This window comes from Kitasatospora sp. NPDC006697 (assembly GCF_042869935.1).
In the GTDB taxonomy this organism is placed as follows: domain Bacteria; phylum Actinomycetota; class Actinomycetes; order Streptomycetales; family Streptomycetaceae; genus Kitasatospora.
Genome location: NZ_JBIAGU010000026.1, coordinates 39,237 through 64,653 on the forward strand (window position 1 = coordinate 39,237; position 25,417 = coordinate 64,653).

A 25,417-nucleotide genomic window follows, 5' to 3' on the forward strand; every position below is an offset into this window, starting at 1 on the left:
GGCCGCTCCGGCGTGCGGGTTACTTCTTGCCCTGGGTCTCGTCTCCAGCTTTTCCGCCCCTGGTCGATGCCGTCTGACCAGGGGCGGAGCTGTTGTTGCCTGTCATCGTTGGTCGGTGTTGATTGGCACCGGACGGCCCAGGGACGGCCCGGGATAGCCCGACCTCGACCAGCTGCGGGGCCAAGGCACCCCCCTGTGTTGGGCGTCTCCCGGCAGTCTGAACATCTCCCGACACGAGCCGCCGAACGGCTGCCACCATGAGGACGTGACGACGGGCGAGACAGAACGGCAGCCAGCTTCGGGTGACTCACAGCAGCTCGCCCGGGTTCGGGCCGAGTTAGAGCGGCTGGCGTCGGAGGCAGCCGCAAAGAGCAGGCACGCCCGTCAGCGCGCACGCTTCTGGGCGGCCGCCGACGTAGCCGTAGGGTTGCCGGCCGTGGTGCTGGCGACGCTGTCCGGCGCCACGGGACTGGCGTCCTCCGACGCTCGCATTCCCGCCGCCCTTCTCGCGCTGATCGCGGCATCGCTCAGCGCGGCAGGGACTTACATGCGAAGCGACGTACGCCACACCCGCGCTCACCGCCGAAAGAACGCCTGGCGTGTCCTGGAAGACGCCGCCCGCATCGCGGTCATCAGAGACAGCTACGCGGACACGGAGCATGCTCTGGCCGTGCTGGCGCGACTCTACGAGATGCGAGCCGCGCTCTTCGCCGGCCGCTATGACGACGTCCTCAGCTGACGACAGAGCCCCAGTCCGCCCCTCCTAGCCTGCGCCGCGCCGTGCGCATCTGCCCGCGCGCAGACGGCATCTCGCACGCGCATGATCGAAGAGAGGATGTGACGTTTCCGTCATTGACGATCGTCAAGCAGGGGCAGACCATGGACGACATCGGCAAGCTCATCAGCTATGTCGAGAACCAGGGATGGCGAGTCGAGATCTCAGCCAGCGGCTACCGACGCTTCTTCGACTGGGACGGAAACTACGTCGGCCAATACCCAAAGACACCCGGCAGGCCGGGGCGCAGATGGAGAGACCTGATCTGCGCCGTTAGGGCAGCTGGCCTACCTTGGCCTCCCCCCACTCAAAAGCAGAAACGATCTCTACGTCGCCAGGAGCCCGACAATGAGTGAGCCGCTCGTTAAGGCCGTCTTCTCCGGACCGATGCTGTCGATCGAGGAGATCGAGGAGCTGACCGAGAGGGTATTGGACGCCCATGAGGGATCGGTGTTCAACGCGCCCCAGCTGGGCCAGTGCACTGTGTACCTGTCCGCGCCGGTCGATCAGCCTCTGAAGGCGCTCGCTCATCTTGAGCCGACGCTCCACTACCTTGTGGACGAGTTCACCAAAACCGGGCGTGTACTTGTCGCCGTCGAGTCGATGATCTCCAGCGAGGCTGAGCGTCGAGAGGCCGACAACGGCCTCCCTGCGCTCGTGTGTGCCAAAGAGGCGGCCGAGATCCTCGGAACGTCACGCCAGAACGTCCACCAGCGAGCCACCTCTCCCGACTTTCCGCAGCCGCTCTACCACCTCGCGTCCGGCAAGCTCTGGTCTGAAAAGGCAATCCGCGCCTTCGCTGAACGGCCCCAATAGCCCGCGCCTACGCGCCGACCCTGGCCAGGGTGTTCAGGTGGTCCAGGTACGAGCGCGTCTCTGGGGCTTCGGCGTAGTTCCTGCCGACCACGGTGGCCAGCTCCTTGCTGACGGCGAGGATGGACGGCAAGGACTGACGCTCGCCCCGGAGCGCCCACTCGCCGTAGTTGATGGCGCCTTCGAGGTCCCCCTCCCGCGCGGCGACCACGCCGAGCGTCAGCCGGGCCTCAGCGATCCGCATCGGCGACCGCTCGGTGCCGTCGTAGTCGGTGCTGGCCCGGATCACCTCCTCAGCCAGGGTCCGGGCGAGCTTGTTCTCCCCGAGCAGCCGGTACGCATCCATGGCGTAGAAGTCGTACTTCGCCGGATCTACCACGAAGTGGTTGTCCAGGTTCTCGGGGTAGGGCAGCCCTTCCAGCAGCCGGCGGCCACGGTCCAGTGCCACCTCGGCCTGTCGACGGTCGCCGAGCCGCGCCCACGCCTTGGCCTCCTGGGCTGCCAGCTGCACAGCCACGCCCTGCTGCGCAGCCACTCCGGTGCCCGCGTTCGACGCTGCGAGCACGCCGCGGTAGTCCCCGGCCGTGACGGCAAACCAGGCGCGCATCTCGTGCGCCCACCCCTGGATCCCGGCGTGCTCGGCTTCGGCCCCGAGGGACAGCGCCGCGCGCCGGGTGGACTCAGCCGCGCGGCGGTCGCCCATGTCGTACTCGACACACCCCACCAGCAGCGCCAGCCATCCCGCCTGCGCCAGCACTTCCCGGTGCTGAGCCAGCGTCAGCCGCTGCGACTGCAGAGCCGCGACCCGCTTGAGCCACTGCCGCCCCTCAACCGCCAGCTGATCCGGCGGCAGCTGGGCGTACTCGGAGCAGAGCCGGTCGGTCGTGATCCGGAGCGCGTCCAACGTGGCGTTGTCCACGTCCGACGCCTGAAGGCGGCTGATGATGTCCAGCGTCTCCATGCCGCTGACCACGGCAATCTCGGCGTTGCCGTCCCGCCGGCTGCTGACCGGGAACAGCGCGTGCGTCACCGTGCCGAAGGTGGCGGCGATGATCGGCTGGTAGAAGTCGCTCGGCATGACCTCTCCCGACTCCCAGCGCTTCCACTGCCGGAGCAAGCTCGCGTTGGCCGGCAGTTCCTCGGGCGCATGGGCCCGGAGTGCCTTGATCACGTCCGTCTGCGACCACTCCCGCGCTTCGCGCTCTGCGGTCATGCGTCGCGCCCATGCGGGCCTGTCCAAGCTCATGGTGCCCTCCCTCTGGGGTGGTGCCTGTGATGAGTCTTGCACTGCAAAAGCCCTGGACAGCAGGGGGTGACAGGGCAGTGACACCAGCCCTGTCACCGGCGACCCCCTGCTGGTGTCACTGGCCGCACACTCGCTGTTAGCCGATGGTTAGTCAGGAACGGACGGAGCGATTACGCGCCGCTCAAGTTCCTCGATCCGAGCCGCCAGCTGGCCAACCTGGGAGGTGAGATGAGCGAGCTGTACACGGACGTCATCCTCGGCCGGCGCCGCTCCGGCGCCAATGGCCGACAGGTCCACGTCGCTGCGGACGAAGGTCCCGCGTCCAGCACTGGACACGATGAGCCCTTCTTCCCGCAGTACGCGGAGCCCAGACTGAACGGTCATGTCGGCGATGCCGAATCGCTCTGCCAGCTTCTTCACCGAGGGCAGCTTGGCCCCTGGCTGGTGCTCCCCCGAGGCGATCTCGGCCCGGAGGGTATCGGCGACCTGCACGTACGGCGGTCTCTCGTCCTGAACCAGAGTCATGCCGTCAGGCTACTCCCTAAAGCGCTCTAACACACCTAGGTCGATCGCTTGACACGCTAGAGCGACCTAGAGCACTCTAGGTCTCGCAAGGAAGCCCCACAGAAATGCAGTGGAGCGGCACCCATCCGCCAAGACAGTCGCCGCTCCATGCCCCACGAAGGGAGTTCCATCATGCCTGCAACGCTCACTGTTTCTCGACTGGCGTCGGTGTCGTCGCTGGTGGACCGGGTGTCGGTCCAGGACCGGCGCCGGCCGGGTCAGCGGCTGCCGAAGACCGCGGTCGGCGGGGTGGAGCTGAACCGGCTCCAGGTCGCGACCGCGCTGTTCGAGGCGCAGGACCGTCTCCCGCAGAACCCGACCCACCTGGACCTGATCGCAACGGTGGGAAGGGTGCTGGAGACCCACGGCGTGGCCGAGCTGGACGGCTGGGCGCGCGAGATGCTTCAGCTGACCGCCGAGGCCAGCGGTCAGCTCGACGTCGCGGTCGCCTGGTCCCGGGCGCACAGCCTGATGGTGTCGCAGTGGTACACGAACGCGACGTCGCGGCTGATGAGCCAGGACGAGCGGGCGGTGGCGCTCTACCTGGCCGGTGACGAGGTGCTGGCGCGCCGCAGGCAGGACGACTACCGGGCCGCGCCGCTGTCGGCCGAGCAGGTCTCGGAAGCGATCGCACTGGGCGCCTCCCGGGTCTCGGTGGAGGAGCTGGTGTTCGCGGCGGCGGAGTTCGCCCGTGAGCAGCACCTGATGGTGCCCAAGCCGTCCACCGCGTGGGAGCGGGAGCGGCGGGAGCGGATGAAGCGGCTGATGCCCGACTGGCAGCGGCGCCGCTTCGTGCACTTCGTCGCCGAGCGGCACCGCTTCCGCTTCGACCTGGCCACCCCGCTGGTCGTGGAGACGAGCGGCGGGGCCCGGTTCTACGGCGTGTCGGTGGAGGACTGCCCGGAGATGGGCGCCCACTTCGACACGGTCTTCCACGGCCAGCGCGTTCAGCAGCAGCTCGCCGAAGCGGCCTGAGTACCGCTCACCACTCGCTCACGGCCGCTCATTTCAGGGCCACTCCGGGGCGCTTCGGGCCCGGGTGGACACCGGGTGGACACCCGCTCCGAACGGGTGGACACCCGGGGTGTTCACCCGGCGCCGGGCACCGCTCACCGGTGTTCACCGGGTGCTCACCCGGGCCCATCGGGCAGGCTCCACCGCTCACCACCTGCGGCGGCAGCCGTCCCTGAAGCCCAGCCGGCTGCCGCTGAAACGCCCGGCCCGTAGCTGAAACGCCGCAGGTCACGCCTGAAACACCCCCTCGCGGGGGTGAAGCGGGCAGCCCCGGCCGGGGCAGTGAGCAGCCGGTGAGCACCGGTGAACACCCGCCCGACCAGCAGGTGTTCACCCGGGCCTGAAGCGCCCCGGACCGTCCCTGAAACGCCGGGTGGAAGAGGCCACCCGCCCCCGGGCGGGGGTGGTCTCTTCCCTCCCCGGGCCCCCGGTGAGCGGTCGTGGTGAACACCCGTGAGCACCGGTGAACACCCCGACCACCGGCCCGGTGTCCACCCGACCCGCCAGGTGGACACCCGACCGACCACCAGGTGTCCACCCCGGCCCCGGAGCGGACCCACCGCCCGCTCCACCCCCCTCTTTGCTGATCAGCAAAGAGGCCCGACCACCCGACCGGTCGCACGCTGCGGACCCGCCCGCCCTGCCTTAAGAGCCCTCTTAAGCGGGAGGATCGGCCCTGGTGAGCACCCGACCGGCACCCCGACTGCACGCACCCGTGGAGGCTGTCCGATGAGTGTGGACCTGCACCTGGTCCCCGACACCGACCCCGCCCGACCACCCGCGAACCCGCTCTACGACCCCGCCGACGGCCTGGACCGGCCCGACCGACCCGGCCCCGTGCCCGACCCGGAGGTGTTCACCGGCCGCGTCGGCGACACCGTGCGGGCCCTGGACCCCACCACCGAAGCCGACCCCGTCGGCGTCCTGGTCAACCTCCTCTCGGCCGGAGGGGCTGTGATCGGGTCGGGTCCGTTCCTGTGGATCGGCAACGACCGCCACCCCGCCATCATCTGGGCCCTCACCGTCGGGGCCACCTCCGCCGGCCGCAAGGGCGCCGCCTCCAGCACCGTCCGCCGCCTGTTCGCCGCCGCCGTGCCGGAGTTCCTGGCCACCCAGACCCCGACCGGCCTTTCCTCCGGCGAAGGCCTGATCGAGGCGGTGGCCGACCCGGTGACCGACCCGAAGACCGGCAAGGTCAGCGGCGGGGTGATGGACAAGCGGCTGTGGGTCGTGGAGTCGGAGTACGGGGTCACGATGGCCCGCTCCCGCCGCGAGGGCGCCTCGCTGGGCGGCATCCTGCGGCAGGCCTGGAACGGCGAAGACCTCGGGGTGATGAACCGCGAGGCCCTGCGCGCCACCGCCCCGCACATCGCGATCATCGGCCACATCAGCCCCCGCGAGCTGCGCGCCAAGATGCAGGACTCCGAGATGGCCGGCGGCACCTACAACCGCTTCCTGCCCGTCTTCGTCCACCGCAACCTCCTGCTGCCGGACGCCACTGGCGCCCCGGCCGAGCTGATGGACCAGCTCGGCGAGCAGTGGCGCACCACCCTCGCCGCCGCGCGGCGGGTCGGCGAAGTACAGCTCACCGACGATGCCGCGCAGCTGTGGCGCTCTGAGGTCTACCCGGCCCTGTCGGCCGGGGACGACGATGACGGGCCGCTGGCGGAGTTCACCGCCCGCGCCGCCCCCTACGCCAAGCGCGTGGCCATGGTCTACGCCCTGCTGGACGGCACCGACCGCATCGACCGCCCGCACCTGAGCGCGGCATGGGCGCTGGTCCGCTACGCCCGCGCCAGCGCCGCCCACATCCTCGGCCCGGCCGCCCAGACCACCGGTGACCCGAACCTGGACAAGCTCGCCGCCGCCGTGAAGGCCGCCGGCTCCTCCGGGCTCACCCAGTCCCGGGTCCAGGTGATGTTCAAGCGCTACAGCGCCCCTTGGCGAAGCGAGCTGACCGCCCGGCTGTGCCAGCTGCCCGGCTACGGCGCCGTCCAGATCCCCGGCGAGGGCCGCCCGCAGACGATCTACCTCTACGCCCCCGCCGACCCCGACTGAGCTTCCCGGACCGGTCCGGAAAGGTCGGAAGGGCCGTAAAGGCCGCTGACCAGCCCAAACGCGCGGCGCAAAGCCGTCCGGAATGGTCCGGGAAGCCCCGGCCGGACCGCCCGGGAACGCTACCCAGCCCGGCGGGAACGCTTCCCGGACCATCGCGGACCGCTTTCCGCCAGCCAAAACCCCAGGTCAACCCGCTTTCCGACCTTTCCAGCCTTTCCGGACCGGTCCGCCAGCCGAGCAGCACCGAGCCGACAGCAAGAAGAGCACCACCGCCCCGCCCCGGGTGCTCCTCTTGCTGGTCCACGACAGCCGAGCGATCCGGGCAGACCGGCGAGCACACCCGACCGCGCGGGGCGGAAAGAGCGCTTCTCCCGCCCCGCCGCGCAGACCACCGCCCCTCCCGGACCCTTCCCGGACCATTCCGGACGGCTTTCCGCCAGCCAAAACCCCAGCTCACACGGCCTTCTGACCTTTCCAGCCTTTCCGGACCACCCCGAACCCGAGACGGACCCCGATGACCATCACCCAGCAGCAGCCGGCCACCACCCGCACCGCACCCACGACCAGCACCCCGCCACCGGCCACCACCCCCCGAGCCCGCTCCCCACCAACCGGCCAGCGTCCAGAGAACTGGACGGCACACCCGGCACACCCGGCGCCGCCGCACAGCACGAATCCCCACACGAACGGGTGTGTGCCAAGGACGGCACACACCCCGGCACACCCCACACGGCACACCACCGGCCACCACACCCCGGGCCCGCTCACCACCAACCGAGACCGTGACGAAACCCGTGACGAAACGGCCGGACCGCGTGACCAACCACCGCCTGTCCTCGCCAAGGAGGAGCGCTTCTCCTCGGGGCAGCGCCCGAGCCGGCAAGCCGAGTGAACGCCCCTCCGCACCATCCGGGCAGCCCCGAACTGACGCACCTGACGGCCCTGACGCGTCAGACGCGTCTGACGCCGAACCGGCCCAAACCCCCGGGTCATACGTGCGCGCGAGGCCCGTCTGACGCTCCTGACGCCCCGCCTGACGCCCGACCTGACGCACCTGACGCCCCCTCCGGCGCCCCGCCTGACGCCCCACCACCGACTACCCCGGGCAACCCCCGGGCCCCCTCCCCAGACCCCTCCGGAGCCCTCCGTGGAAATTCACAACCGCGCCCCACCCTCGCGCGCGCACGGGCGCGCCCCTACGCATAGGGCCCCCGAAATACACAACCCGACGCGAATACGCGATGCGAAATTCGCATCCCGCCCGCCAACCACACGCCACGGTCCGACCGACCGCCACGGCTACGCCCCGTCACCACAACCACCCCAGCAAGCCACCAAGGCCTAGCGGTCCAACCCGCTAGACCTAGCACCCCCGCTAGCGCACCACCCCGCCCCTGACCGGCCATCTAGCACCTAGCGCACTCCCGGCATCGGCCCCACGAACGGTCCCTCGCGGCCATGGGGCAGCCGCCCCCGCCGCGCTGGTGCTCCACCAGAGGAGACCAGGTGAGCGACCGTCAGCGACCCACCGTCACCCGCATCATCCCGCTCGACACCGCCCAGCCCGAACCGCCCGCGCTCCCCACCCGCTACCTCACCCCCGAGGACATCGCGTCCATGTTCAGCCTCCCCTCCGTGGAGACCGTCTACCAGTGGCGCCGCAAGCACACCGGCCCGCCCGGCTTCCGCGTCGGCCGACACCTGCGCTACGACCCCGCCGCCGTCGCCGCATGGGTCGCCCAGCAGAGCGACCAAGCCGCCTGAACCACCAGGGAACCGGCATGGAGACAGGGAGTTCTCCCTGACCGCCTCCCTGCCCCCAAATCCCTCCCCTGACCGGCACAGACACCGATCCAGGGAGCCAGGGAGGCGGCACCGCACCGCCCGCCGGCCGCGCCCACAACGCACCCGCGCGGCCCAGCCGCCTCCCTCCCTGCCCTCCACACCCACACCCACACCCACAGCCAAGGAGCTGGCCCATGGCCGGACACGTCCAAGACCGCTGGTACAAGACCGAGACCGGACCCGACGGCAAGCCTCGCCGGGTCAAGACCGACCGCTACGGCACCGGCATGCGCTACCGGGCCCGCTACATCGGCCCCGACGGCAAGGAGACGAGCCAGTCCTTCCCCGACCGCCAGAAGCGCAAGGCTGAAGACTGGCTCACCCAGATCGAGGCCGACATGGCACGCGGCCAGTACATCGACCCGCGAGCCGCCCGGACCACCTTCCAGGAGTTCGCCGAACGGTTCCTGGCCAGCCAAGTGGGCGACCCGAACACCCAGGCGTCGATGCAGTCGCAGCTGCGGCGGCACGCCTTCCCGCTGGTCGGCATGCGCCCGCTCGGGTCGTTCCAGCCGAGCCACATCCGGGACATGGTCGGCAGGCTGGAGGCGTCCCCGATCTCGGGATCGTACGCCCGGGTGATCTTCTCCAACGTCCGGGCGGTGCTCAGCGCGGCCGTTGACGACGGGCACCTGCCCCGGAACCCCTGCGACGCCCGGACGGTCCGGCCACCGGTGGTCGGCGCGAAGCGGGTGGTGCCATGGGAGCTGGCCCGGGTGCTCGCCGTCCGGGCCGCGCTGACTGAGCGGTACCGGACGCTGGTGGACCTCGGAGCCGGCTGCGGGCTGCGGCAGGGCGAGATGCTCGGCCTGGCTGTCGAGTCGCTCGACTTCGAGGACGGCCAGCTCCACGTCACCCACCAGCTCAAGCTGAGCCGAAGCAAACCGGTCTTCGCCCCGCCGAAGGGCGGCAAGCTGCGGGACGTCCCGCTCCCCGATCCGGTGGCCGAGTCGCTGCGCGAGCACATGAGGCGGTGCCCGCCGGTCTCGATCACGCTCCCGTGGATGAAACTCGGCGGCCCGCCGGTCACCCGGCGGCTGCTGTTCACGGGGCCCGCGGGCGGCCACGTCTGGCGCAACGTGCTGAACGAGGACCACTGGAAGCCCGCCCTGGTGGCCGCCGGGGCCATCCCGGCGCCGGCCAGGGGCGAGCGGTACGCCCCTGCCCGGGAAGACGGCATGCACGCCCTGCGGCACTTCTACGCCTCGGTGCTGCTGGACGCCGGGGAGAGCATCAAGGCCGTCAGCGAGTACCTGGGCCACGCCGATCCGGGGCTGACCCTCAAGGTCTACGCCCACCTCATGCCGGACAGCCGGAACCGGGCCCGCAAGGCGATCGAGGCCGTATTCCGATCCCAAGATCATCAGGGCTGACGGCCCACAGGCGGCCCAGGAACGGCGACGGCCCCTGATCTGCGCCATTCGCGCAGGTCAGGGGCCATACCGGCAAGTTGATTACTTCTTGCCCTGGTTCTTCACGGCCTCGATCGCGGCCGCGGCGGCCTCGGCGTCCAGGTAGCGGCCGCCGGCGGTGACCGGCTTGAAGTCCGCGTCCAGCTCGTAGACCAGCGGGATGCCGGTGGGGATGTTCAGGCCGGCGATCGCCTCGTCCGAGATGCCGTCCAGGTGCTTCACCAGCGCGCGCAGGCTGTTGCCGTGCGCGGTGACCAGCACGGTGCGGCCGGCGGCCAGGTCCGGCACGATCGCGTCGTACCAGTACGGCAGCATCCGGTCGACGACGTCCTTCAGGCACTCGGTGCGCGGGCGCAGCTCGCTGGGGATCTCGGCGTAGCGGGCGTCGCCGGACTGCGAGTACTCGGTGCCGTCCTCGAGCACCGGCGGCGGGGTGTCGTAGGAGCGGCGCCAGAGCTGGAACTGCTCCTCGCCGAACTCGGCCAGGGTCTGCGCCTTGTCCTTGCCCTGCAGCGCGCCGTAGTGGCGCTCGTTCAGGCGCCAGCTGCGGCTGACCGGGATCCAGTGGCGGTCGGCCTTGTCCAGCGCGATCTGCGAGGTGCGGATGGCCCGGCGCAGCAGCGAGGTGTGCACCACGTCCGGCAGTAGGCCCTCGGCCGCCAGCAGCTCGCCGCCGCGGGCCGCCTCCTTCTCGCCCTTCTCGTTGAGGTCGACGTCGACCCAGCCGGTGAAGAGGTTCTTCTGGTTCCACTCGCTCTCGCCGTGGCGGAGCAGGATCAGTCGGTAGGTCGTGTCAGCCATGGGCGACAGCTTAGTGCGTCCTTATAAACCCCTGGCCTGGGGCGCGGCAGCTCTGTAATGTGTGCACATCGCATGAGCCACTTACTGCCCCGGTCTCCGGTCACCCCACGCCGCTCACCGGGGCACCTGCCGATCCGGGAGCCCCCATGCCCGCAGCCGCCACCCGGTTGCCCGCCAGAATTCGCGCCGCGGCCACCGAGTCGGTGGGCGGCCTGCCGTCCGCGTTCTGGTGGCTCTGGACCAGCACCCTGGTGAACAGGCTCGGCGGGTTCGTCGTCACGTTCCTCGCTCTGTACCTGACCGCCGTGCGCGGCTACTCGGCCGGCTACGCGGGCGCCGTGGCCTCGCTCTACGGCCTGGGCTCCGCGATCGCCTCGCTGACCGGCGGGGTGCTGGCCGACCGGATCGGGCGGCGGCCCACCATCCTGGCCGCGCAGACCCTGACCGCGCTCTCCACCGCCGCGCTGGGCTTCTCCCGCGGCCAGCTGGCGATCGCCGCGGTCGCCTTCCTCACCGGGCTGAGCGGCAACGCGGCCCGCCCGGCGATCTCCGCGGTGATCGCCGACGTGGTGCCCGCGACCGACCGGGTGCGGGCCTTCTCGCTCAACTACTGGGCGATCAACATCGGCTTCGGCGTCTCGGCCGCGGTGGCCGGGCTGATCGCGGTCCACGGCTACCTGCTGCTCTTCCTGGCCGACGCGGCCACCACGCTGGCCTGCGCGCTGGTGGTCTTCGCCAAGGTGCCCGAGTCGCGGCCCGCCGCGGCCGCCGCCCCCGCGGCCGAACGGGTCGCGGCGCCGCGGGTCAGCCTGGCCACGGTGTTCCGGGACGGGCGGTTCATCGCGCTGGTCTCGATGACCTTCCTGTTCGCGATGGTGATGCAGCAGGGCAGCACCACGCTGGCCGTGGTGATGGGCCGGGCGGGGCTGAGCACCACTCAGTACGGCCTGGTGATCGGGCTGAACGGGCTGCTGATCGTGCTGCTGCAGATCCCGGTCACCCGGCTGATCCAGGGCCGGGACCGGGCCCGGCTGCTGATGGCCGGGGCGCTGCTGGCGGGCTGGGGCGTCGCGCTGGCCGCCTTCGCCGGCTCCTCGGCGCTCTTCTTCGCGTTCACCGTGGCGGTCTGGACGGTCGGCGAGATCATCCAGATGCCCAGCAACATGAGCCTGGTCGCCGAGCTCTCGCCGGCCCACGCCCGCGGCCGCTACCAGGGCGTGGCCTCGCTGGCCTGGTCGGCGGCCTCGTTCCTCGGCCCGCTGCTCGGCGGCCTGCTGCTGGACGGCGCCGGGGCGGACGCGGTCTGGGGCGGCTGCGCGCTGCTCGGCACGGTGGCCGGGATCGGCTACCTGCTGGTGGCGCGCCGGGCCGAGGAGGCCTCGGTGGTGCGGGCCGCGGGCTGAGCGCTCAGTCCTGCTCCGCGGCCGGGCGGTCGGCGAGGTGGGTGAAGGCGGCCAGGTTGCGGGTGGACTCCCCGCGCTTGGTCCGCCACTCCCACTCGCGGCGGATCGCGCCGGCGAAGCCCAGCTCCAGCAGGGTGTCGAAGGGCTCGTCCGCGGCCGCCAGCACCGCGCCGAGCAGCTGGTCCACCGCCCCGGGGGTGACCGCGTCCAGCGGCAGCCGGCCGGTCAGGTAGACGTCGCCCAGCGCGTCCAGCGCGTAGGCCACCCCGGAGAGCCGGGTGTTGCGCTCCAGCAGCCAGCGGTACACCGCCTCGTGGTTCTCGTCCGGGCGGCGGATCACGAAGGCGTTCACCGAGAGGGTGTGGTCGCCGATCCGCAGCGCGCAGGCGGTGCTCAGCTTGCGGGTGCCGGGCAGGGCCACCACCAGGGTGTAGGGGTCGGCGGCGGCCGGCTCCCAGGCCGCCCCGGTCTCGTCCAGCGCCGCGGCCAGCTCGGCCCGGGCCCGGTCCTTGGTACGGATTGCCATGCCGGAGAACCTACCGGCAGGTAGCGGGCGCGGCCCAGGACCCGGGCGCGCGCCGCCCGTCACACCAGCCGGCGGCGCAGCCCGAGGCGGCCGGCCGAACCGGCCATCGCCCCCGCGTAGACCTCGGCGGTGGCGGCCGCCGCGGCGGACCAGCCGAAGCCGGCCGCGTGCCGGGCCGCCGCCACGCCCTGCCGGGCGACCAGCTCGGGCCGCAGCGCGTACGGCTCCAGGGCGCGGGCCCAGGCGGCCGGGTCGTGGCCGTCCACCAGGGTGCCGCTCTCGCCGTCCCGCACCGCCACCGGCAGGCCGCCGACCGCGGCCGCCGCCACCGGCGTGGCACAGGCCTGCGCCTCCAGCGCCACCAGGCCGAAGGACTCGCTGTGCGAGGGCATCACCAGCACCGTCGCCGCCCGGTACCAGCGGGCCAGCTCGGCCTGGCCGACCGGCGGGTGGAACCGCACCACGTCGCTGATGCCCAGCTCGGCGGCGAGCTTCTGCAGGCTCTGCGGCTTGGCCAGGCCGTTGCCGGACGGGCCGCCGACCACCGGCACCACCAGCCGCTCGCGCAGCTCGGGCCGCCGCTCCAGCAGCACGGCGGCCGCCCGCAGCAGCACGTCCGGCGCCTTCAGCGGCTGTATCCGGCCGGCGAAGAGCAGCACCACCGCGTCCTGCGGCAGGCCCAGCTCGGCCCGGGCGGCCCGCTGGGCGCCGGGCTCGCCGGGGTGGAAGAGGTCCAGGTTGACCCCGGGGTGCACCACGGCCAGCTGGTCCGGCCGGGCGCCGTAGTGGAAGGCCAGCTCGCCGGCCTCGTCGGCGGTGTTGGCGATCAGCCGGTCGGCCGCGTCCACCACCTGGGTCTCGCCGATCACCCGGGCCGCGGGCTCGGGGGTGTCCTGCTCGGCCAGCGCGGCGTTCTTGACCTTGGCCATGGTGTGCATGGTGTGCACCAGCGGCACGCCCCAGCGCTGCGCGGCCAGCCAGCCGACCTGGCCGGAGAGCCAGTAGTGCGAGTGCACCAGGTCGTAGTGGCCGGGGCGGTGGCCGGCCTCGGTGCGCAGCACGCCGTGGGTGAAGGCGCAGAGCTGGGCCGGCAGGTCCTCCTTGACCAGCCCCTCGTACGGGCCGGCGGTCACGTGCCGGACCAGCACCCCGGGCGCCAGCTCGACGGTCGGCGGCAGGTCGGAGGAGGTGTAGCGGGTGAAGACCTCGACCTCGATGTCGATCGCGGCCAGCCGCTTGGCCAGCTCGACGATGTAGACGTTCATCCCGCCCGCGTCGCCGGTGCCCGGCTGGTGCAGCGGGGAGGTGTGCACGCTCAGCATCGCGATCCGGCGCGGACGCCGCCCGCGCCCGGAGGAGCCGAAGGCGTGCAGGCGGCCGCGCGGCGCCGAGTGCCGGTCCCGCCACGACACGGGGTGCTGGATCACCTGACTGATGCCTCTCTGCTGCGCTGGGCCGCCGACCGCCGTTCCCGGTCCACCAGCCCGACAACCGACGAGGACGAGGGCGCATTCCCGCTTGCGCCGTGACGATCGACTCGTCCGACCGGCCGCCGCGTACCCTGCGGGGCATGGCTGCTTCGTTCGACCCGGGTGCGTTCGGGACCACGGCCCGGACCGCCCGGCCGGTCGGCACCGTGACCCGGGGCACCACCAACACCAACCGGCTGCGGCGGATGGACCGCTGGATCGTGCACGCGCTGGGCCCGCGGCTGCTCCGGGCGGACGGCCCGCCGGTCGCGGTGGACCTCGGCTACGGTGCGGCGCCGTGGACCGCGGTGGAGCTGGCCGGGCGGCTGGCGGCGGTCCGGCCGGACGTCCGCACGGTCGGGATCGAGATCGAGCCGGCCCGGGTGGCCGCCGCCCTGCCGTACGCCCGCCCACCCGGCCTCACCTTCCGCCGGGGCGGCTTCGAGGTGCCGCTGGACGGGGCCGACGCGCTGCTGATCCGGGCGGCCAACGTGCTGCGGCAGTACGAGGAGGAGGCGGTGGAGGCGGTCTGGCAGCGGCTCTGCGCGCGGCTGGCGCCGGGCGGCCTGCTGGTCGAGGGCACCTGCGACGAGGTGGGGCGGCGGCACGTCTGGGTGGCGCTCGGGCCGGAGGGGCCGCGCACGGTGACCTTCGCGGCCCGGCTGGCCGGGCTGGAGCGGCCCTCCGATCTGGCCGAGCGGCTGCCGAAGGCGCTGATCCACCACAACGTGCCGGGGCGGCCGGTGCACGCCTTCCTGGCGGACTTCGACCGGGCCTGGGCGGCGGCCGCGCCGTACGGGGCGTTCGGGGCGCGGCAGCGGTGGGCGGCGGCCTGCGCGGCGCTGGCCGGGCGGTGGCCGCTGACCGACTCGCCGCGGCGGTGGCGGCAGGGCGAGGTCACGGTGGCCTGGGCGGCGCTGGCGCCCTGACGGGCGGTCAGGACGCCGGGCCGGGCGAACGTCCGGGCGAACGGCCCGTGACGCGGGTTCGATACACAGGGGCCGTCACTCGATTCACTCGAACGAGTTATCGAATTCCTCTGGCGTGTTGACGCTCGATCAGGTCACCATTGGGACAGTCCACCCGAGGCTCCTTGACTCGTGCAGAGCGGCACCACCAGCCGGTTCAGCCGGTCGGGCCGTCCTCGGTCAGCTCCCGCAAGACCCGTTCGAACACGCCGTACGCCTCCGCACCGAACAGCACGAACCGCACCTCCGCCAGCCCCTCCGACTCCCCATCACCCACCTCGGCCAGCACGGTCGTCAGCGCGAGCCGCGCCGCCGACTCCATCGGCCACCCGAACACCCCGGTCGAGACGGCCGGAAACGCGACACTCCGGGCACCCAGCTCCACCGCCGACCGGAGCGACTGCCGGTAGCAGGACGCCAGCAGCTCCGCCCCGCGCTCGAACGACTCGTCCAGGTACACGGGGCCGACGGTGTGCACCACATGCTTGGCCGGCAGATCACCGGCCGTGGTGGCCACCGCCTGCCCCTCCGCAAGACCCCCGCCGTAGTGCGAGGCCCGCAGATCCCGGCACTCGGCCAGGATGCGCGGGCCGCCGGCGCGGTGGATCGCGCCGTCCACCCCGCCGCCGCCGAGCAGCGAGCTGTTGGCGGCGTTCACCACGACATCAACGCACTGCTTCGTGATATCACCCTGGACCAGTGTGATCTGTGTCACCGTCAGCTCCTCGTCGCAGGCCGGACCGGAACCCGGCACCCGCCCCACACGCTAGCCATCACCCCCGCCACCAGCGTGGCAATAACCACATCCACGGCGGCCAGCCAAGGAATTCCCCGGAGATCACGTTATGGTCGCGAAAGGTTCCCTGACTCGCGGTGCCCGCCGGGCACTGCGCGCGGACGGCAGCCGTTACCCCGTCAGGGAAGAGGAGGAAGCATCCGTGCCCGCTACGGGAGACGGGCGAGGACTCGGCGCCGAGAGCCGGTCCGGTGCCCCGGCAGCCGCTGGCGTCCGCCAGTGCCTCGGTGCGCCCTGCCCTGATCCGGCCGCCCCGGCGGTCGGCGAGGACGCGCTGAACGGCATGAACGGCATGAACGGACTGAACTCCATCCACGGCCTGGACACCCTGGAGGGTCTCGGCCGGCTCGGCGGCCTCGCCGCCGGCCTCGGCGACCTCAAGGGCATCGCCGACGCCGCGCGGATGCCGCACCGCGCCGCCGCGACCGCGGAGGGCACCGTCGAGTCCGCCCCGGGCACCGTCGCCGTGCCCGGCCCCCGGGCCACCCGCCGGGCCTTCGGCGGGGACCGGGTGGTCGGCGGGCTCAAGCTGCTGGCGATCGAGAACGACGGCACCGGCGCCGGCCTGCTGGAGGAGCTGGTCGCGGCCAGCGGCACCCCGATCGAGCTGCACCGGGCGCACGGCCTGGCCGAGGCGGCCGCCCAGCTCGCCCCGATCGGCAAGCGCGGGCGGCAGCTGCCCTCCGACTTCAGCTGCGTGCTGCTCGACCTCGGCGCCCAGCCCGCCGGCTCCGAGGGTGCCGCCTCCCCGGCCGAGGAGCGCGACCCGCTGGACGGGCTGCGCGAGGTGCTGCGGCTGGCGCCCGGCGCGGCCGTGGTGGTGCTGACCGACGCCGCCGACACCCAGCTCGGCGCCGACGCGGTGGCCACCGGCGCCCAGGACTTCCTGGTCCGGGACGCCACCGACGGCCCGCTGCTGGCCCGCGCGCTGCGCTACGCGGTGGAGCGCAAGCGGGCCGACGAGTCCCAGCGCCGGCTGGTCGAGGCCGAGCTGCGCGGGCAGGAGAACGCCCGCCTGCAGCGCCACCTGCTGCCGACGCCGCTGCTGGACGGCGCCGAGCTCTCCTTCACCCGCCGCTACCGCCCGGGCCGGCGCCGGGCACTGCTCGGCGGCGACTTCTACGACGCGGTCCGCACCGACGACGGCACGGTGCACGTGGTGATCGGCGACGTCTGCGGCCACGGCCCGGACGAGGCCGCGCTCGGGGTCGCGCTGCGGATAGCGTGGCGCACCCTGGTCTTCGCCGGCCTGACCGGGCAGGCCCTGCTCACCACGCTGCAGCACGTGCTGGAGCACGAGCGGCGCAACGAGGAGATCTTCGCGACCCTCTGCATGCTGGTGATCTCGCCGAGCGGGCCGTCCGGCCACCGGCCGGGGCACCAGGCGGTCACCGGGGCGAAGGCGCTCAGCACCAGGCCCGCGCCCGGCGTGGGGCAGCAGCTGCTTCCCTCGGAGGGCCCGGCCACCGAGTACGCCCAGGTCTACCTGGCCGGCCACCCGGCTCCGCTGCTGCTCTCGGACTCCGAGCCACCGACCGTGCTGCCCACCGAGCAGGCCGGTCCGGCCCTGGGGCTGCTGCCCTGCGACGACACCGAGGCCGCCTGGCCGCCCTTCCACCTGGAGCTGCCACCCGGCTGGAGCCTGCTGCTCTACACCGACGGCCTGATCGAGGGCCGGGTCGGCGCCGGCTCCCGGCGGCTCGGGCAGGACGGCCTGATCGCCCTGATCGGCGACCACCAGTCGCACGGCCTCACCCGCGGCCGCCTGGTGGACGGCGCGCTGGCCGAGGTCGAGGAGCTGAACGGCGGCGCGCTCACCGATGACGTGGCCGTGCTGCTGCTCGAGCGCAACCAGCCGCACCCGCTGATGGGCTGACCCGGCACCGAGCACCCGGCGGGGGGGGGGGGGCGCCGCGCCCCCCCCCCCCCCCCCCCCCCCCCCCCCGGGGGCCCCCCCCCCCCCCCCCCCCCCCCCGCCCGCGCTTCCTCACCCGGCCGGCTGACCTGCCGTCACCAGCGGTTGCCGCCGCCCCGGCGGCTGAGCGAGCGGACCGCCCGGGTCAGCCGGTCGGTCGGGCCGCTCCAGCCGGTCAGCTCCCGGATGGCCGGCCGCACGTCCACCATGTAGACGATCGCGGCCACCAGCCCGGCCAGCGTCAGCATGCTGGTGGTGAAGCTGGCGCCGAAGATCAGGTCGAGGCCCAGAGCCAGGCCCAGGATGATCAGCCAGAACCCCTTGGTCTTCTTGCCCGCGGCGCGGTAGCCCTGGTCGGGCCGGGTCGCGGCGTCCAGCAGGGCGAAGGCCTTGAACAGGACGATCACGACCGACAGCCACCAGAACGGGTTCAGCAACTGGTAAGCCAGCACCTAGGGTCTCCTCACTCGCACCGCGCCGCCGTCGCACCGGTTGACTTCCCACGACGGTCTTCCTCAACCCTGCCGGGTGGGGCGGGACGGCAACCGCCGCCGCACCCCACCCGGCCCAACGACCGCGGCTACTGCTCGGTGCCCGGGTTCTTGCGGGAGCGCGGGGCGCGCTTGGCGGCCGGGCGCTGCTCGGCGGCCGGCTGCCCGGTCTCGACCACCTCGGCCTCGGCGACCTCCCGAGCCGCCGGCTCCTCGGTGTCCAGGGTGACCGGCTCGGTCCGCTCCACCGTCACCGACTCGGACACCGACTCGCCCCAGGGGCCGGTCGGGCGGTTCACCACGACCTTGCCGCGCTCGGCCAGCTCGTCGTAGACCTCCTTGGCCCGGACCGCCAGCCCGGCCGCCCGGCCCGCCCCTTGCAGCGCGAAGACCTGCGCCTTCTCCTGCAGCACCTTCAGGTCGGCGGGCAGCGTGCTGATCGACCCGGCCACCTTGGCCTGGGCCTCGGCGAGCTTGCCCTGCGCCTCGTGCAGCCGGGCCACGGCCGCGTCCTGGGTGGCCCTGCGGTCCGCGGTCATCGCCTCGACCCGGCCCGGGACCTCGCGCAGCTTGCGGTAGGCGAGGTCGCCCACGCCCGCCAGGGCGTAGAGCGGCGTCGGGTCGCTCAGGGTCTTGCGGATCTCGTTGCGGATCTCCTCGGTGGTGGCCATCGGCCCTTCCTCTCCGTCTCGCTCCGGTTCAGCCCGCGGCCGACCGGTTCTCGGTCACGAAGGCCTCGTACACGGCCAGCAGCGCGTGCTTCTGCTGCTCGCTGATCGCCGTGTCCGCGAAGATCGCGGCCCGCAGGTCCGCGCCTTCCGCCGGGCGCTCCTCCAGGATCCCGGCCTGGACGTACAGCGTCTCGGCCGAGATCCGCAGCGCCTTCGCGATCTGCTGCAGGATCTCCGCGCTCGGTTTGCGCAGTCCCCGCTCAATCTGGCTGAGGTACGGGTTGGACACACCCGCGACCTCGGCCAACTGGCGCAACGAGTACTGCGCCGCCCGCCGCTGCTCGCGGATGTACTCACCCAGCGAGCTGACGTTCAGTGAAGCCATGCCCTCATGCTAACTCGGGCGCTTGCAGAAGCAAGCACCGACGCGCCGCTACGGTTCCCGGCATGGAGACGCCACTGCTCTTCCTGGACGTGGACGGACCGCTGCTGCCGTTCGGCGGGCCGGCCACCCGGTCGCCGACCGCTCCGGCCGGCGGGAACCCGCTGCTCGGGCGGCTGGACCCGGCCGTCGGGCCGCGGCTGGCCGGGCTCGGCTGCGAGCTGGTCTGGGCGACCACCTGGGGCGAGGAGGCCAACCTCGCCATCGCGCCGCTGCTCGGGCTGCCGCCGCTGCCGGTGCTGCCCTGGCCGGAGCCCTCGGCCGTGGACGACCTGGACGCCCGCGCCGGGCGGCACTGGAAAACCCGGCCGATCGTCGCCCGGGCCGCCGGGCGCCCGTTCATCTGGGTGGACGACGAGATCACCCGGGCCGATCTCGGGTGGATCGCCGACCACCACCCCGCCCCGGCGCTGCCGCACCGGGTGGACCCGGCGGTGGGACTGACCGAGGCCGATTTCGAGCTGCTGGCGCGCTGGGTGGCGGCCCTCAGCGGGTGACCCGGGGCCGTTGGGCGGGGGACGCCGGCCCCGCCGGCGTCCCCCGCGCAGCGCTCAGAGCCGCATCGACAGTCCGTCCAGCACCACGTCCAGGCCGTACCGGAACTTCTCCTCGCGGAGCCCGGCCAGATCGGCGGCGGCGACGTCGGCGGGCAGCAGCAGTTCGCCCGAGGCCTCCTGGGCGGCCGGGAGCAGCCGGGCGACGAACTCCGCCTCGGTCTCGCCCGAGCGGGCGACCGTGGTGAGCCAGGCCGCCTCGGTGGTGCTCATGCCCACCACGTAGGCGAGCAGGGGCTCCGCCGGCCGGCTCGGGTCGGCGAAGCCCGCCGTCGCGAAGAGCTCGGCCAGCCACTTGGTGAAGGCCATCAGATTGGGCCCGAGGTAGGCCAGACCCGCCTGGCCGAGCACCGAGGCCAGCCAGGGGTGCCGCAGCGCGGTGGCCCGGAAGGCCTCGGCCGCCTCGACCACGCCGGCCCGCCAGTCCACGGCCGGCTCGGCCGGCACCGCGATCTCGCCGAAGACCTCGTCCACCGCGAGCTCCATCAGCTCGTCCTTGGTGGCGACGTGCCGGTAGAGCGAGGTGGCCCCCGCGTTCAGCCGGGTGCCGAGCTTGCGCATGCTCAGCGCCTCGATGCCGTCGGCGTCCAGCATCGCGATGGCCTCGCGGACGATCGACCGGCGGCTGAGCGCGGGCTGCTCCGGCTCGGCCTGCTGGCGGGCCCACACGGACGGGACCGGGTTCGACTTGGCAGCCATGACTCTCCTCCGCGCTCTCGCACGCCCTACTGCGTACATCGTTCGCATCGAGCGTACAGGAGTCGGGGGTTGCGCACACTGTTCCGCAGTGCATACAGTGTTCGCAACGCCGGAACAGTGTGCGCAACCCGAAGGGACAGTCCGATGGAAGACCGCAACCCACGCCGCTGGTGGATCCTGATCGTGCTCTGCCTGAGCTCGCTGGTGCTGGTGGTGGACAGCATGGCGCTGACCGTGGCCGTCCCCGCGATGGCCCGCGACCTCGGCGCCAGCGCCCAGGACACCCAGTGGATCCTCGACTCCTACGTCCTGGTCTTCGCCGGACTGCTGCTCACCTCGGGCAGCCTGGGCGACCGGTTCGGCCGCCGGAAGGTGATGGTCATCGGGCTGCTGCTCTTCGGCGCCGCCTCACTGGCCGCCACCTTCTGCACCAATCCCGGCGAGGTGATCGCCTCCCGGGTCACCATGGGCATCGGCGGCGCGCTGATCATGCCCTCCACGCTGTCGATCCTGATCACCGTCTTCGACGAGGACGAGCGCGGCAAGGCGATGGCGGCCTGGGGCTCCGTCTCGATGCTCGGCCTGGTCGGCAGCCCGGTGCTGGGCGGCGTGCTGATCGACCACTTCTCCTGGCACTCGATCTTCTTCCTGAACGTCCCGGTGGTCGTCCTCGCCGTGCTGGCCGCCCTCACCCTGATGCCGGAGTCCAAGGGCCCCTGGCGCAAGCCCGACCCGCTGGGCGCGGTGCTCTCCGCCGTCGGCATGACCGCCCTGATCTGGTGGATCATCGAGCTGCCCCGGCACGGCGCCTTCGGCGACGGCTCGCTGCTCGCCCTGGCCGCCGCGGTGCTCGGCCTGGCCGGCTTCGTGGTCTGGGAGCGCAGCACCCCGGAGCCGATGGTCCCGCTCTTCCTCTTCAAGAACCGCGACTTCACCGGCGGCTCGCTCTCGCTGACCCTGGTCCAGATCGGCAACGGCGGCCTGCTGCTCGTGCTCACCCAGTACCTGCAGTTCGTGCTCGGCTACTCGCCCCTCAAGGCCGGCCTGGCCTTCGTCCCGCTGGCGATCGCCGCGCTGCTCGGGAACGGCCTGGGCATGAAGCTCGCCGCCAGGTTCGGCAACCGGATGCTGGTGCTCGGCGGGATGCTGGTGATGGCCTCGGCCTTCGTGCTGCTGACCACCGTCTCCGCCGGCACCGGGTTCGCCGTCCCGGCCACCGCCCTCGGCCTGCTCGGCCTCGGCGCCGGGATCGCCATGCCGGCCGCGGTCGGCGCCCTGATGGCCACCATCCCCGCCGAGCAGGCGGGCGTCGGCTCCGCCCTGAACGACACCATCGGCCAGGCCGGCACCGCGCTGGGCATCGCGATCCTCGGCTCGCTGCTCTCCAGCGGCTTCGCCGACCGGATGCCGGCCGGCACCCCGGGGCAGGCCCGTGAGTCGATCGCCGGTGCGCTGGCCGCCGCCCACGGCGACCCCGCCCTGGTCCGCACCGCCCGTGAGGCCTTCACCGGCGCGATGTCCACCACCTTCACCATCAGCGCCGCCGGAGTACTGGCCGCGGCCCTGCTCGCCACCGTGGTGATGCGCAAGAAGGCGGCCACCGCCGCCGAGCCCGCCGACGCGGCGGAGCAGGAGCAGGACCAGGCCCTCGCCGCCTGACCCGCACACCCCCTCACCCGGCCGGCGCCCCCTCAGGGGGACGCCGGCCGGGGGCGTTTCACCCCCCGTGGTGGCGCTGGTAGTGCCGGGCGGCGCGGGCCCGGTTGCCGCAGGAGGCCTTGCAGAACTCCTGCCGCCCGTGCTCCTTGAGGAAGTAGCGCACGCAGCGCGGCGCCGTGCAGGCGCGCAGCCGCGGCAGGTCGGGGCCGGCCAGGAAGTCGATGGCGGCCCGCGCGAGCACGGCCGCCAACTCCGCCCGGCCCTCGTCCGCCGGGATCAGCCGCGCCTGCGGTGCCCCCGCCTCCGGCCAGCCCAGCCGCGGCACCACCGGCTGCGCGGCCGCGGCCGCGTTCAGCCGCTCGACGGCCTCCGGCGCCGGGATCAGCCGGTGCGCGTCCGCCCGGCTCGGCGGCGCGGGGCTGACGGCGCGCGCCAGCAGCGCGCGCAGGGCGGCGCGCACTGCGAGCACGGCCTCCCAGTCGGCCGGCTCCGGGTCCGCCGCGAACCCCGCGGCCGCCAGCGGCTCCGCCTCCGCCGCGATCCAGGCGGCGAGCCCGGCCGGGTCCGCCAGGTCGTCCGCCACGCCGCCGCTGCCGTCGTGCCGCACCGTGCCCGCCAGCAGCAACGCGAGGCGGGTGCCGGGCCGACCCGCCGCCACCGGGCTCTTGATCTCTGCCATGGCCGTACCCTACCGTCCTGCCCAATGGAAAAACTTCCTTTTACCGTTAGAACCGAGAACGGGGGGCGGCCACATGGTCCTGCTCGCACAGATCAGCGATCTCCACCTGGACGGCACCGAGCGCGCCACCGAGCGGGCGACCAGGGTGATGGACCACCTGCGCGCGCTCCCGACACCGGTGGACGCGCTGCTGGTCACCGGCGACATCGCCGACCACGCGGCACCGGAGGAGTACCGGGAGGCGGCCCGCATCCTGGCCGCCCCGTTCCCGGTGCTCAGCTGTCCGGGCAACCACGACGCCCGCGCCGCCTACCGCACCCACCTGCTCGGCGAACCCGCCGCCGACGGCCCGGTGAACCGCCTGCACCTGGTGAACGGCACCGCCGTGCTGATGTGCGACTCCAGCGTCCCGGGCCGGGACGAGGGCCGGCTGGACCGGGAGACCCTCGCCTGGCTGGCCGCCACCCTGGCCGGGCTGCCGGCCGGCACCCCCGCCCTGCTGGCCTTCCACCACCCGCCGGTGCGGCTGCACCACCCGCTGCCGGACTCCTACACCCTCCAGGGCGAGCCGGAGCTGGCCGAGCTGCTGGCCGAACACCCGCAGGTGGTCGCGCTGCTCACCGGCCACGCGCACACCGCCGCGGCCAGCAGCTTCGCCGGCCTGCCGGTGATCGTCGGCCCGGCCGTCACCTGGACGCTGCGGCTGCCCTGGGAGGGCGAGCACCCGGCGGACCGCGAGCAGCCGCCCGGCCTCGCCTTCCACGTCCTGGCCCGCGACGAGCCGGCCGGGCCGCACCGGCTGACCACACACTTCCGGGCCGTCCTGCCGACGGCCCGCTGATGCCGGCCCGGGCCGTTCTCGGCTACCTGCTCGCCGTCCTCCCGCTGATCGCCACGCCCGGCGCCAGCTTCACCCTGCTGGTGCAGCGGGTGGCGCGGCACGGCCGCCGCCAGGCGCTGCCGGTGGTGCTGGGCACCGCGACCGGCCTCTACGTGCACGCCGCGCTCGCCGCGCTCGGCCTGTCCGCCCTGGTGATGCGGTCCGGCACGGCGTTCGCGGCGCTGCGCCTGGGCGGCGCGGCGTACCTGGTCGGCCTGGGCCTCTGGTCCTGGTACCGGGCGGGCGGCCGGCCCGCCGCCGCGCCGCGCCGACTGCCCTGGGCGGTCCGCTCGACCTACGCGCAGGCGCTGCTCGGCAATGTGCTCAACCCGAAGGCGGCGTCGATCTTCCTCACCCTGCTGCCGCAGTTCGTCGACCCGCACCGGGCCCTGGCCCCGCAGGTGCTGGTGCTGGCCACCGCCCAGGTGGCGCTGGTCGGCGCCTGGCTGCTGGCCTGGACGGCGGTGGTCGCCCGGGCGGCCGAGGCCTTCGCGGCCGGGCGGGCCAAGGCGCTGCTGCACCGGGTGAGCGCGGCGGTGCTGGTCGCGCTGGGCCTGCGCACCGCCGTCGGCTAGCGGGAGACCCGGACCGGCATCAGGACCGAGAAGCTCCCCGCCCCGCCGGTGGCGGAGCGGATCGCCAGCGGGCTGAGGCCGGTGTCCAGCTCCAGCGCCAGCTGCCCGGTCGGCCCGGCCGCCAGCGCCTCCAGCAGGTAGCCGCGGTTGACCGCGATCCGCAGCTCCTCCTGCTCGGCCAGCGCCTCCGGCCCGCCCTCGACCACGCTCAGCCCGCCCGCGCGGCCGACGGCCAGCACGGTGAGCACCACCTCGGCCGCCTCGCCGCCGTCCGGGTCCTCCGGGGTGTACGGGCGGACCGGGCCGTCCAGCACGGCCCGGCGCAGCTCGGCGGCGCCGATCTCGATCCGGTGCGCGTGCTCGGGGTGGGCGAGCCGGCGGTAGTCGGGGAAGTCCAGGTCGAGCCGTTCGCCCGCGACGGTCCGGCCGCCGGCCCGGGCGGTCAGCTCCGCGCCGTCGGCGGTCAGCTCCAGCTCGCCGCTGCCGTCGGCGGCCAGCGCGCCGACCAGGTCGGCCAGGCCGGCGGGCAGCAGCACGCTGAACTCGGTGCCGGCCGCTGCCCCGGCGGCCGCCTCGCCGACGGCCAGCCGGTACCGGTCGGTGGCGACCAGCCGCAGCACCCCGCCGTCCAAGTCGAAGAGGATGCCGCCGAGCACCGGCCGCTCGGGGTCGGGGTCGGCCGCGACGGCGAAGCGGACGGCGGCGAGTGCGGCGGACAGTTCGGCGCGGTCGACGGTGATCCGGGCCGGGGCGGTGGTGGTCATCGGGTGCTCCCTCTGGTCGATCAGTGCTCTGACGACGGAGAGTTCGCGACGGGCGTCGGCCAGGCCGTCCTCCAGCAGGCGCAGGTGGGCGTCCAGCAGGCAGTGCACGGCCGGGTCGCCGGGCGGTGCGGACAGCACCTGGCGCAGCCCGGCCAGCGGCAGGCCGAGCCGGCGCAGCCGGCTGAGCAGCCGGGCGTCGGCCAGCTGCTCCGGCGCGTACCACCGGTAGCCGGTGACCGGGTCCACCCGGGCGGGGCCGAGGACCCCGGCGCCGTCGTAGAACCGCAGCGTGCTGACGCTCAGTCCGCTCTCCCTGGCCAGCTGCCCGATGCTGCGCATCGGGGCCGCGGCGGTCGTCGCGTTCTCCATGCCGAGGACTCTGGGGGCTCGAGCGGGTC

The 25,417-nt window shown here is 73.3% G+C and carries 25 protein-coding genes; 13 read left to right on the plus strand and 12 right to left on the minus strand.

Features of this window, described 5'->3' with window-relative positions:
- Positions 1-265: 265 nt before the first annotated feature.
- Both ACFYNO_RS29535 and ACFYNO_RS29540 read left to right on the plus strand, forming a co-directional pair.
- A complete protein-coding gene (locus tag ACFYNO_RS29535; protein WP_388019203.1) occupies positions 266-739 on the plus strand; it encodes a hypothetical protein in 474 nt (157 codons plus the stop codon).
- Positions 740-1,123: 384 nt separating this feature from the next.
- Positions 1,124-1,591, plus strand: a complete 468-nt coding sequence (locus ACFYNO_RS29540; RefSeq protein WP_388019206.1) for a helix-turn-helix transcriptional regulator — start codon at positions 1,124-1,126, stop codon at positions 1,589-1,591.
- A gap of 7 nt (positions 1,592-1,598) precedes the next feature.
- Here ACFYNO_RS29540 and ACFYNO_RS29545 read toward each other — a convergent pair whose 3' ends face one another.
- Both ACFYNO_RS29545 and ACFYNO_RS29550 read right to left on the minus strand, forming a co-directional pair.
- Complete coding sequence (locus tag ACFYNO_RS29545) at positions 1,599-2,801, minus strand: XRE family transcriptional regulator (protein ID WP_388019209.1); 1,203 nt, start codon at positions 2,799-2,801, stop codon at positions 1,599-1,601.
- A gap of 180 nt (positions 2,802-2,981) precedes the next feature.
- Positions 2,982-3,359 carry a GntR family transcriptional regulator gene (locus ACFYNO_RS29550; protein ID WP_388019212.1) on the minus strand — a complete coding sequence of 126 codons (378 nt, stop codon included), beginning with the start codon at positions 3,357-3,359 and terminating at the stop codon, positions 2,982-2,984.
- 171 nt (positions 3,360-3,530) lie between these two features.
- Here ACFYNO_RS29550 and ACFYNO_RS29555 point away from each other — a divergent pair, with 171 nt between their 5' ends.
- The 4 genes from ACFYNO_RS29555 (at position 3,531) to ACFYNO_RS29570 (ending at position 9,688) form a co-directional block, all read left to right on the plus strand.
- Entirely contained in the window at positions 3,531-4,373 is an 843-nt protein-coding gene (locus ACFYNO_RS29555; protein ID WP_388019215.1) for a hypothetical protein, read from the plus strand.
- 768 nt (positions 4,374-5,141) lie between these two features.
- Complete coding sequence (locus ACFYNO_RS29560; protein ID WP_388019218.1) at positions 5,142-6,470, plus strand: DUF3987 domain-containing protein; 1,329 nt, start codon at positions 5,142-5,144, stop codon at positions 6,468-6,470.
- Positions 6,471-7,976: 1,506 nt separating this feature from the next.
- Positions 7,977-8,234 (plus strand): helix-turn-helix domain-containing protein, encoded by a 258-nt coding sequence (locus ACFYNO_RS29565; RefSeq protein WP_388019221.1) that lies wholly within the window; start codon positions 7,977-7,979, stop codon positions 8,232-8,234.
- A gap of 215 nt (positions 8,235-8,449) precedes the next feature.
- Positions 8,450-9,688, plus strand: coding sequence for a tyrosine-type recombinase/integrase (locus ACFYNO_RS29570; RefSeq protein ID WP_388019224.1), 1,239 nt, complete (start codon positions 8,450-8,452; stop codon positions 9,686-9,688).
- Positions 9,689-9,769: 81 nt separating this feature from the next.
- On the opposite strand, the gene ACFYNO_RS29575 is transcribed toward ACFYNO_RS29570, so the two are convergent.
- The gene (locus tag ACFYNO_RS29575) at positions 9,770-10,528 is read right to left on the minus strand and encodes a phosphoglyceromutase (protein WP_388019227.1); all 759 of its coding nucleotides are present in this window, start codon (positions 10,526-10,528) and stop codon (positions 9,770-9,772) included.
- A gap of 146 nt (positions 10,529-10,674) precedes the next feature.
- Here ACFYNO_RS29575 and ACFYNO_RS29580 point away from each other — a divergent pair, with 146 nt between their 5' ends.
- Entirely contained in the window at positions 10,675-11,931 is a 1,257-nt protein-coding gene (locus ACFYNO_RS29580; RefSeq protein WP_388019230.1) for an MDR family MFS transporter, read from the plus strand.
- Positions 11,932-11,935: 4 nt separating this feature from the next.
- On the opposite strand, the gene ACFYNO_RS29585 is transcribed toward ACFYNO_RS29580, so the two are convergent.
- Both ACFYNO_RS29585 and mshA read right to left on the minus strand, forming a co-directional pair.
- The gene (locus ACFYNO_RS29585; protein WP_388019233.1) at positions 11,936-12,457 is read right to left on the minus strand and encodes a YbjN domain-containing protein; all 522 of its coding nucleotides are present in this window, start codon (positions 12,455-12,457) and stop codon (positions 11,936-11,938) included.
- 59 nt (positions 12,458-12,516) lie between these two features.
- Positions 12,517-13,881, minus strand: a complete 1,365-nt coding sequence (gene mshA / locus ACFYNO_RS29590; protein WP_388019448.1) for a D-inositol-3-phosphate glycosyltransferase — start codon at positions 13,879-13,881, stop codon at positions 12,517-12,519.
- A gap of 146 nt (positions 13,882-14,027) precedes the next feature.
- Between mshA and ACFYNO_RS29595 the strand changes: the two genes are divergently transcribed.
- Positions 14,028-14,855, plus strand: a complete 828-nt coding sequence (locus ACFYNO_RS29595; protein WP_388019236.1) for a class I SAM-dependent methyltransferase — start codon at positions 14,028-14,030, stop codon at positions 14,853-14,855.
- 196 nt (positions 14,856-15,051) lie between these two features.
- Here the strand turns inward: ACFYNO_RS29595 and ACFYNO_RS29600 are convergent, their stop codons facing one another.
- Positions 15,052-15,609, minus strand: a complete 558-nt coding sequence (locus ACFYNO_RS29600) for an O-acetyl-ADP-ribose deacetylase (protein ID WP_388019239.1) — start codon at positions 15,607-15,609, stop codon at positions 15,052-15,054.
- A 223-nt stretch (positions 15,610-15,832) separates the two neighbouring features.
- On the opposite strand from ACFYNO_RS29600, the gene ACFYNO_RS29605 reads away from it, so the two are divergent.
- Positions 15,833-17,566 (plus strand): PP2C family protein-serine/threonine phosphatase, encoded by a 1,734-nt coding sequence (locus ACFYNO_RS29605; RefSeq protein WP_388019242.1) that lies wholly within the window; start codon positions 15,833-15,835, stop codon positions 17,564-17,566.
- A 134-nt stretch (positions 17,567-17,700) separates the two neighbouring features.
- On the opposite strand, the gene ACFYNO_RS29610 is transcribed toward ACFYNO_RS29605, so the two are convergent.
- The 3 genes from ACFYNO_RS29610 to ACFYNO_RS29620 all read right to left on the minus strand — a co-directional run bounded on the left by ACFYNO_RS29610 (position 17,701) and on the right by ACFYNO_RS29620 (position 19,152).
- Positions 17,701-18,057 carry a DUF2516 family protein gene (locus tag ACFYNO_RS29610; RefSeq protein ID WP_388019245.1) on the minus strand — a complete coding sequence of 119 codons (357 nt, stop codon included), beginning with the start codon at positions 18,055-18,057 and terminating at the stop codon, positions 17,701-17,703.
- 128 nt (positions 18,058-18,185) lie between these two features.
- On the minus strand, positions 18,186-18,767 hold the full coding sequence (locus ACFYNO_RS29615) for a hypothetical protein (protein ID WP_388019248.1): 582 nt from the start codon (positions 18,765-18,767) through the stop codon (positions 18,186-18,188).
- A gap of 28 nt (positions 18,768-18,795) precedes the next feature.
- Positions 18,796-19,152 (minus strand): helix-turn-helix domain-containing protein, encoded by a 357-nt coding sequence (locus tag ACFYNO_RS29620; protein WP_388019251.1) that lies wholly within the window; start codon positions 19,150-19,152, stop codon positions 18,796-18,798.
- 62 nt (positions 19,153-19,214) lie between these two features.
- Between ACFYNO_RS29620 and ACFYNO_RS29625 the strand changes: the two genes are divergently transcribed.
- Positions 19,215-19,706 (plus strand): HAD domain-containing protein, encoded by a 492-nt coding sequence (locus tag ACFYNO_RS29625; RefSeq protein ID WP_388019254.1) that lies wholly within the window; start codon positions 19,215-19,217, stop codon positions 19,704-19,706.
- A 54-nt stretch (positions 19,707-19,760) separates the two neighbouring features.
- On the opposite strand, the gene ACFYNO_RS29630 is transcribed toward ACFYNO_RS29625, so the two are convergent.
- Entirely contained in the window at positions 19,761-20,462 is a 702-nt protein-coding gene (locus ACFYNO_RS29630) for a TetR/AcrR family transcriptional regulator (RefSeq protein ID WP_388019257.1), read from the minus strand.
- 144 nt (positions 20,463-20,606) lie between these two features.
- On the opposite strand from ACFYNO_RS29630, the gene ACFYNO_RS29635 reads away from it, so the two are divergent.
- The gene (locus ACFYNO_RS29635; protein ID WP_388019260.1) at positions 20,607-22,121 is read left to right on the plus strand and encodes an MFS transporter; all 1,515 of its coding nucleotides are present in this window, start codon (positions 20,607-20,609) and stop codon (positions 22,119-22,121) included.
- 58 nt (positions 22,122-22,179) lie between these two features.
- Here the strand turns inward: ACFYNO_RS29635 and ACFYNO_RS29640 are convergent, their stop codons facing one another.
- Complete coding sequence (locus ACFYNO_RS29640) at positions 22,180-22,800, minus strand: CGNR zinc finger domain-containing protein (RefSeq protein WP_388019263.1); 621 nt, start codon at positions 22,798-22,800, stop codon at positions 22,180-22,182.
- Between the two features lie 73 nt (positions 22,801-22,873).
- Here ACFYNO_RS29640 and ACFYNO_RS29645 point away from each other — a divergent pair, with 73 nt between their 5' ends.
- Positions 22,874-23,641, plus strand: a complete 768-nt coding sequence (locus ACFYNO_RS29645) for a metallophosphoesterase (protein WP_388019266.1) — start codon at positions 22,874-22,876, stop codon at positions 23,639-23,641.
- Positions 23,641-24,255 carry a LysE family translocator gene (locus ACFYNO_RS29650; protein WP_388019269.1) on the plus strand — a complete coding sequence of 205 codons (615 nt, stop codon included), beginning with the start codon at positions 23,641-23,643 and terminating at the stop codon, positions 24,253-24,255. The genes ACFYNO_RS29645 and ACFYNO_RS29650 overlap by 1 nt, the downstream gene beginning before the upstream one ends.
- Here the strand turns inward: ACFYNO_RS29650 and ACFYNO_RS29655 are convergent.
- The gene (locus ACFYNO_RS29655) at positions 24,252-25,388 is read right to left on the minus strand and encodes a MerR family transcriptional regulator (RefSeq protein ID WP_388019272.1); all 1,137 of its coding nucleotides are present in this window, start codon (positions 25,386-25,388) and stop codon (positions 24,252-24,254) included. The two genes, ACFYNO_RS29650 and ACFYNO_RS29655, sit on opposite strands and share 4 nt — an antisense overlap.
- Between the last annotated feature and the right edge of the window lie 29 nt (positions 25,389-25,417).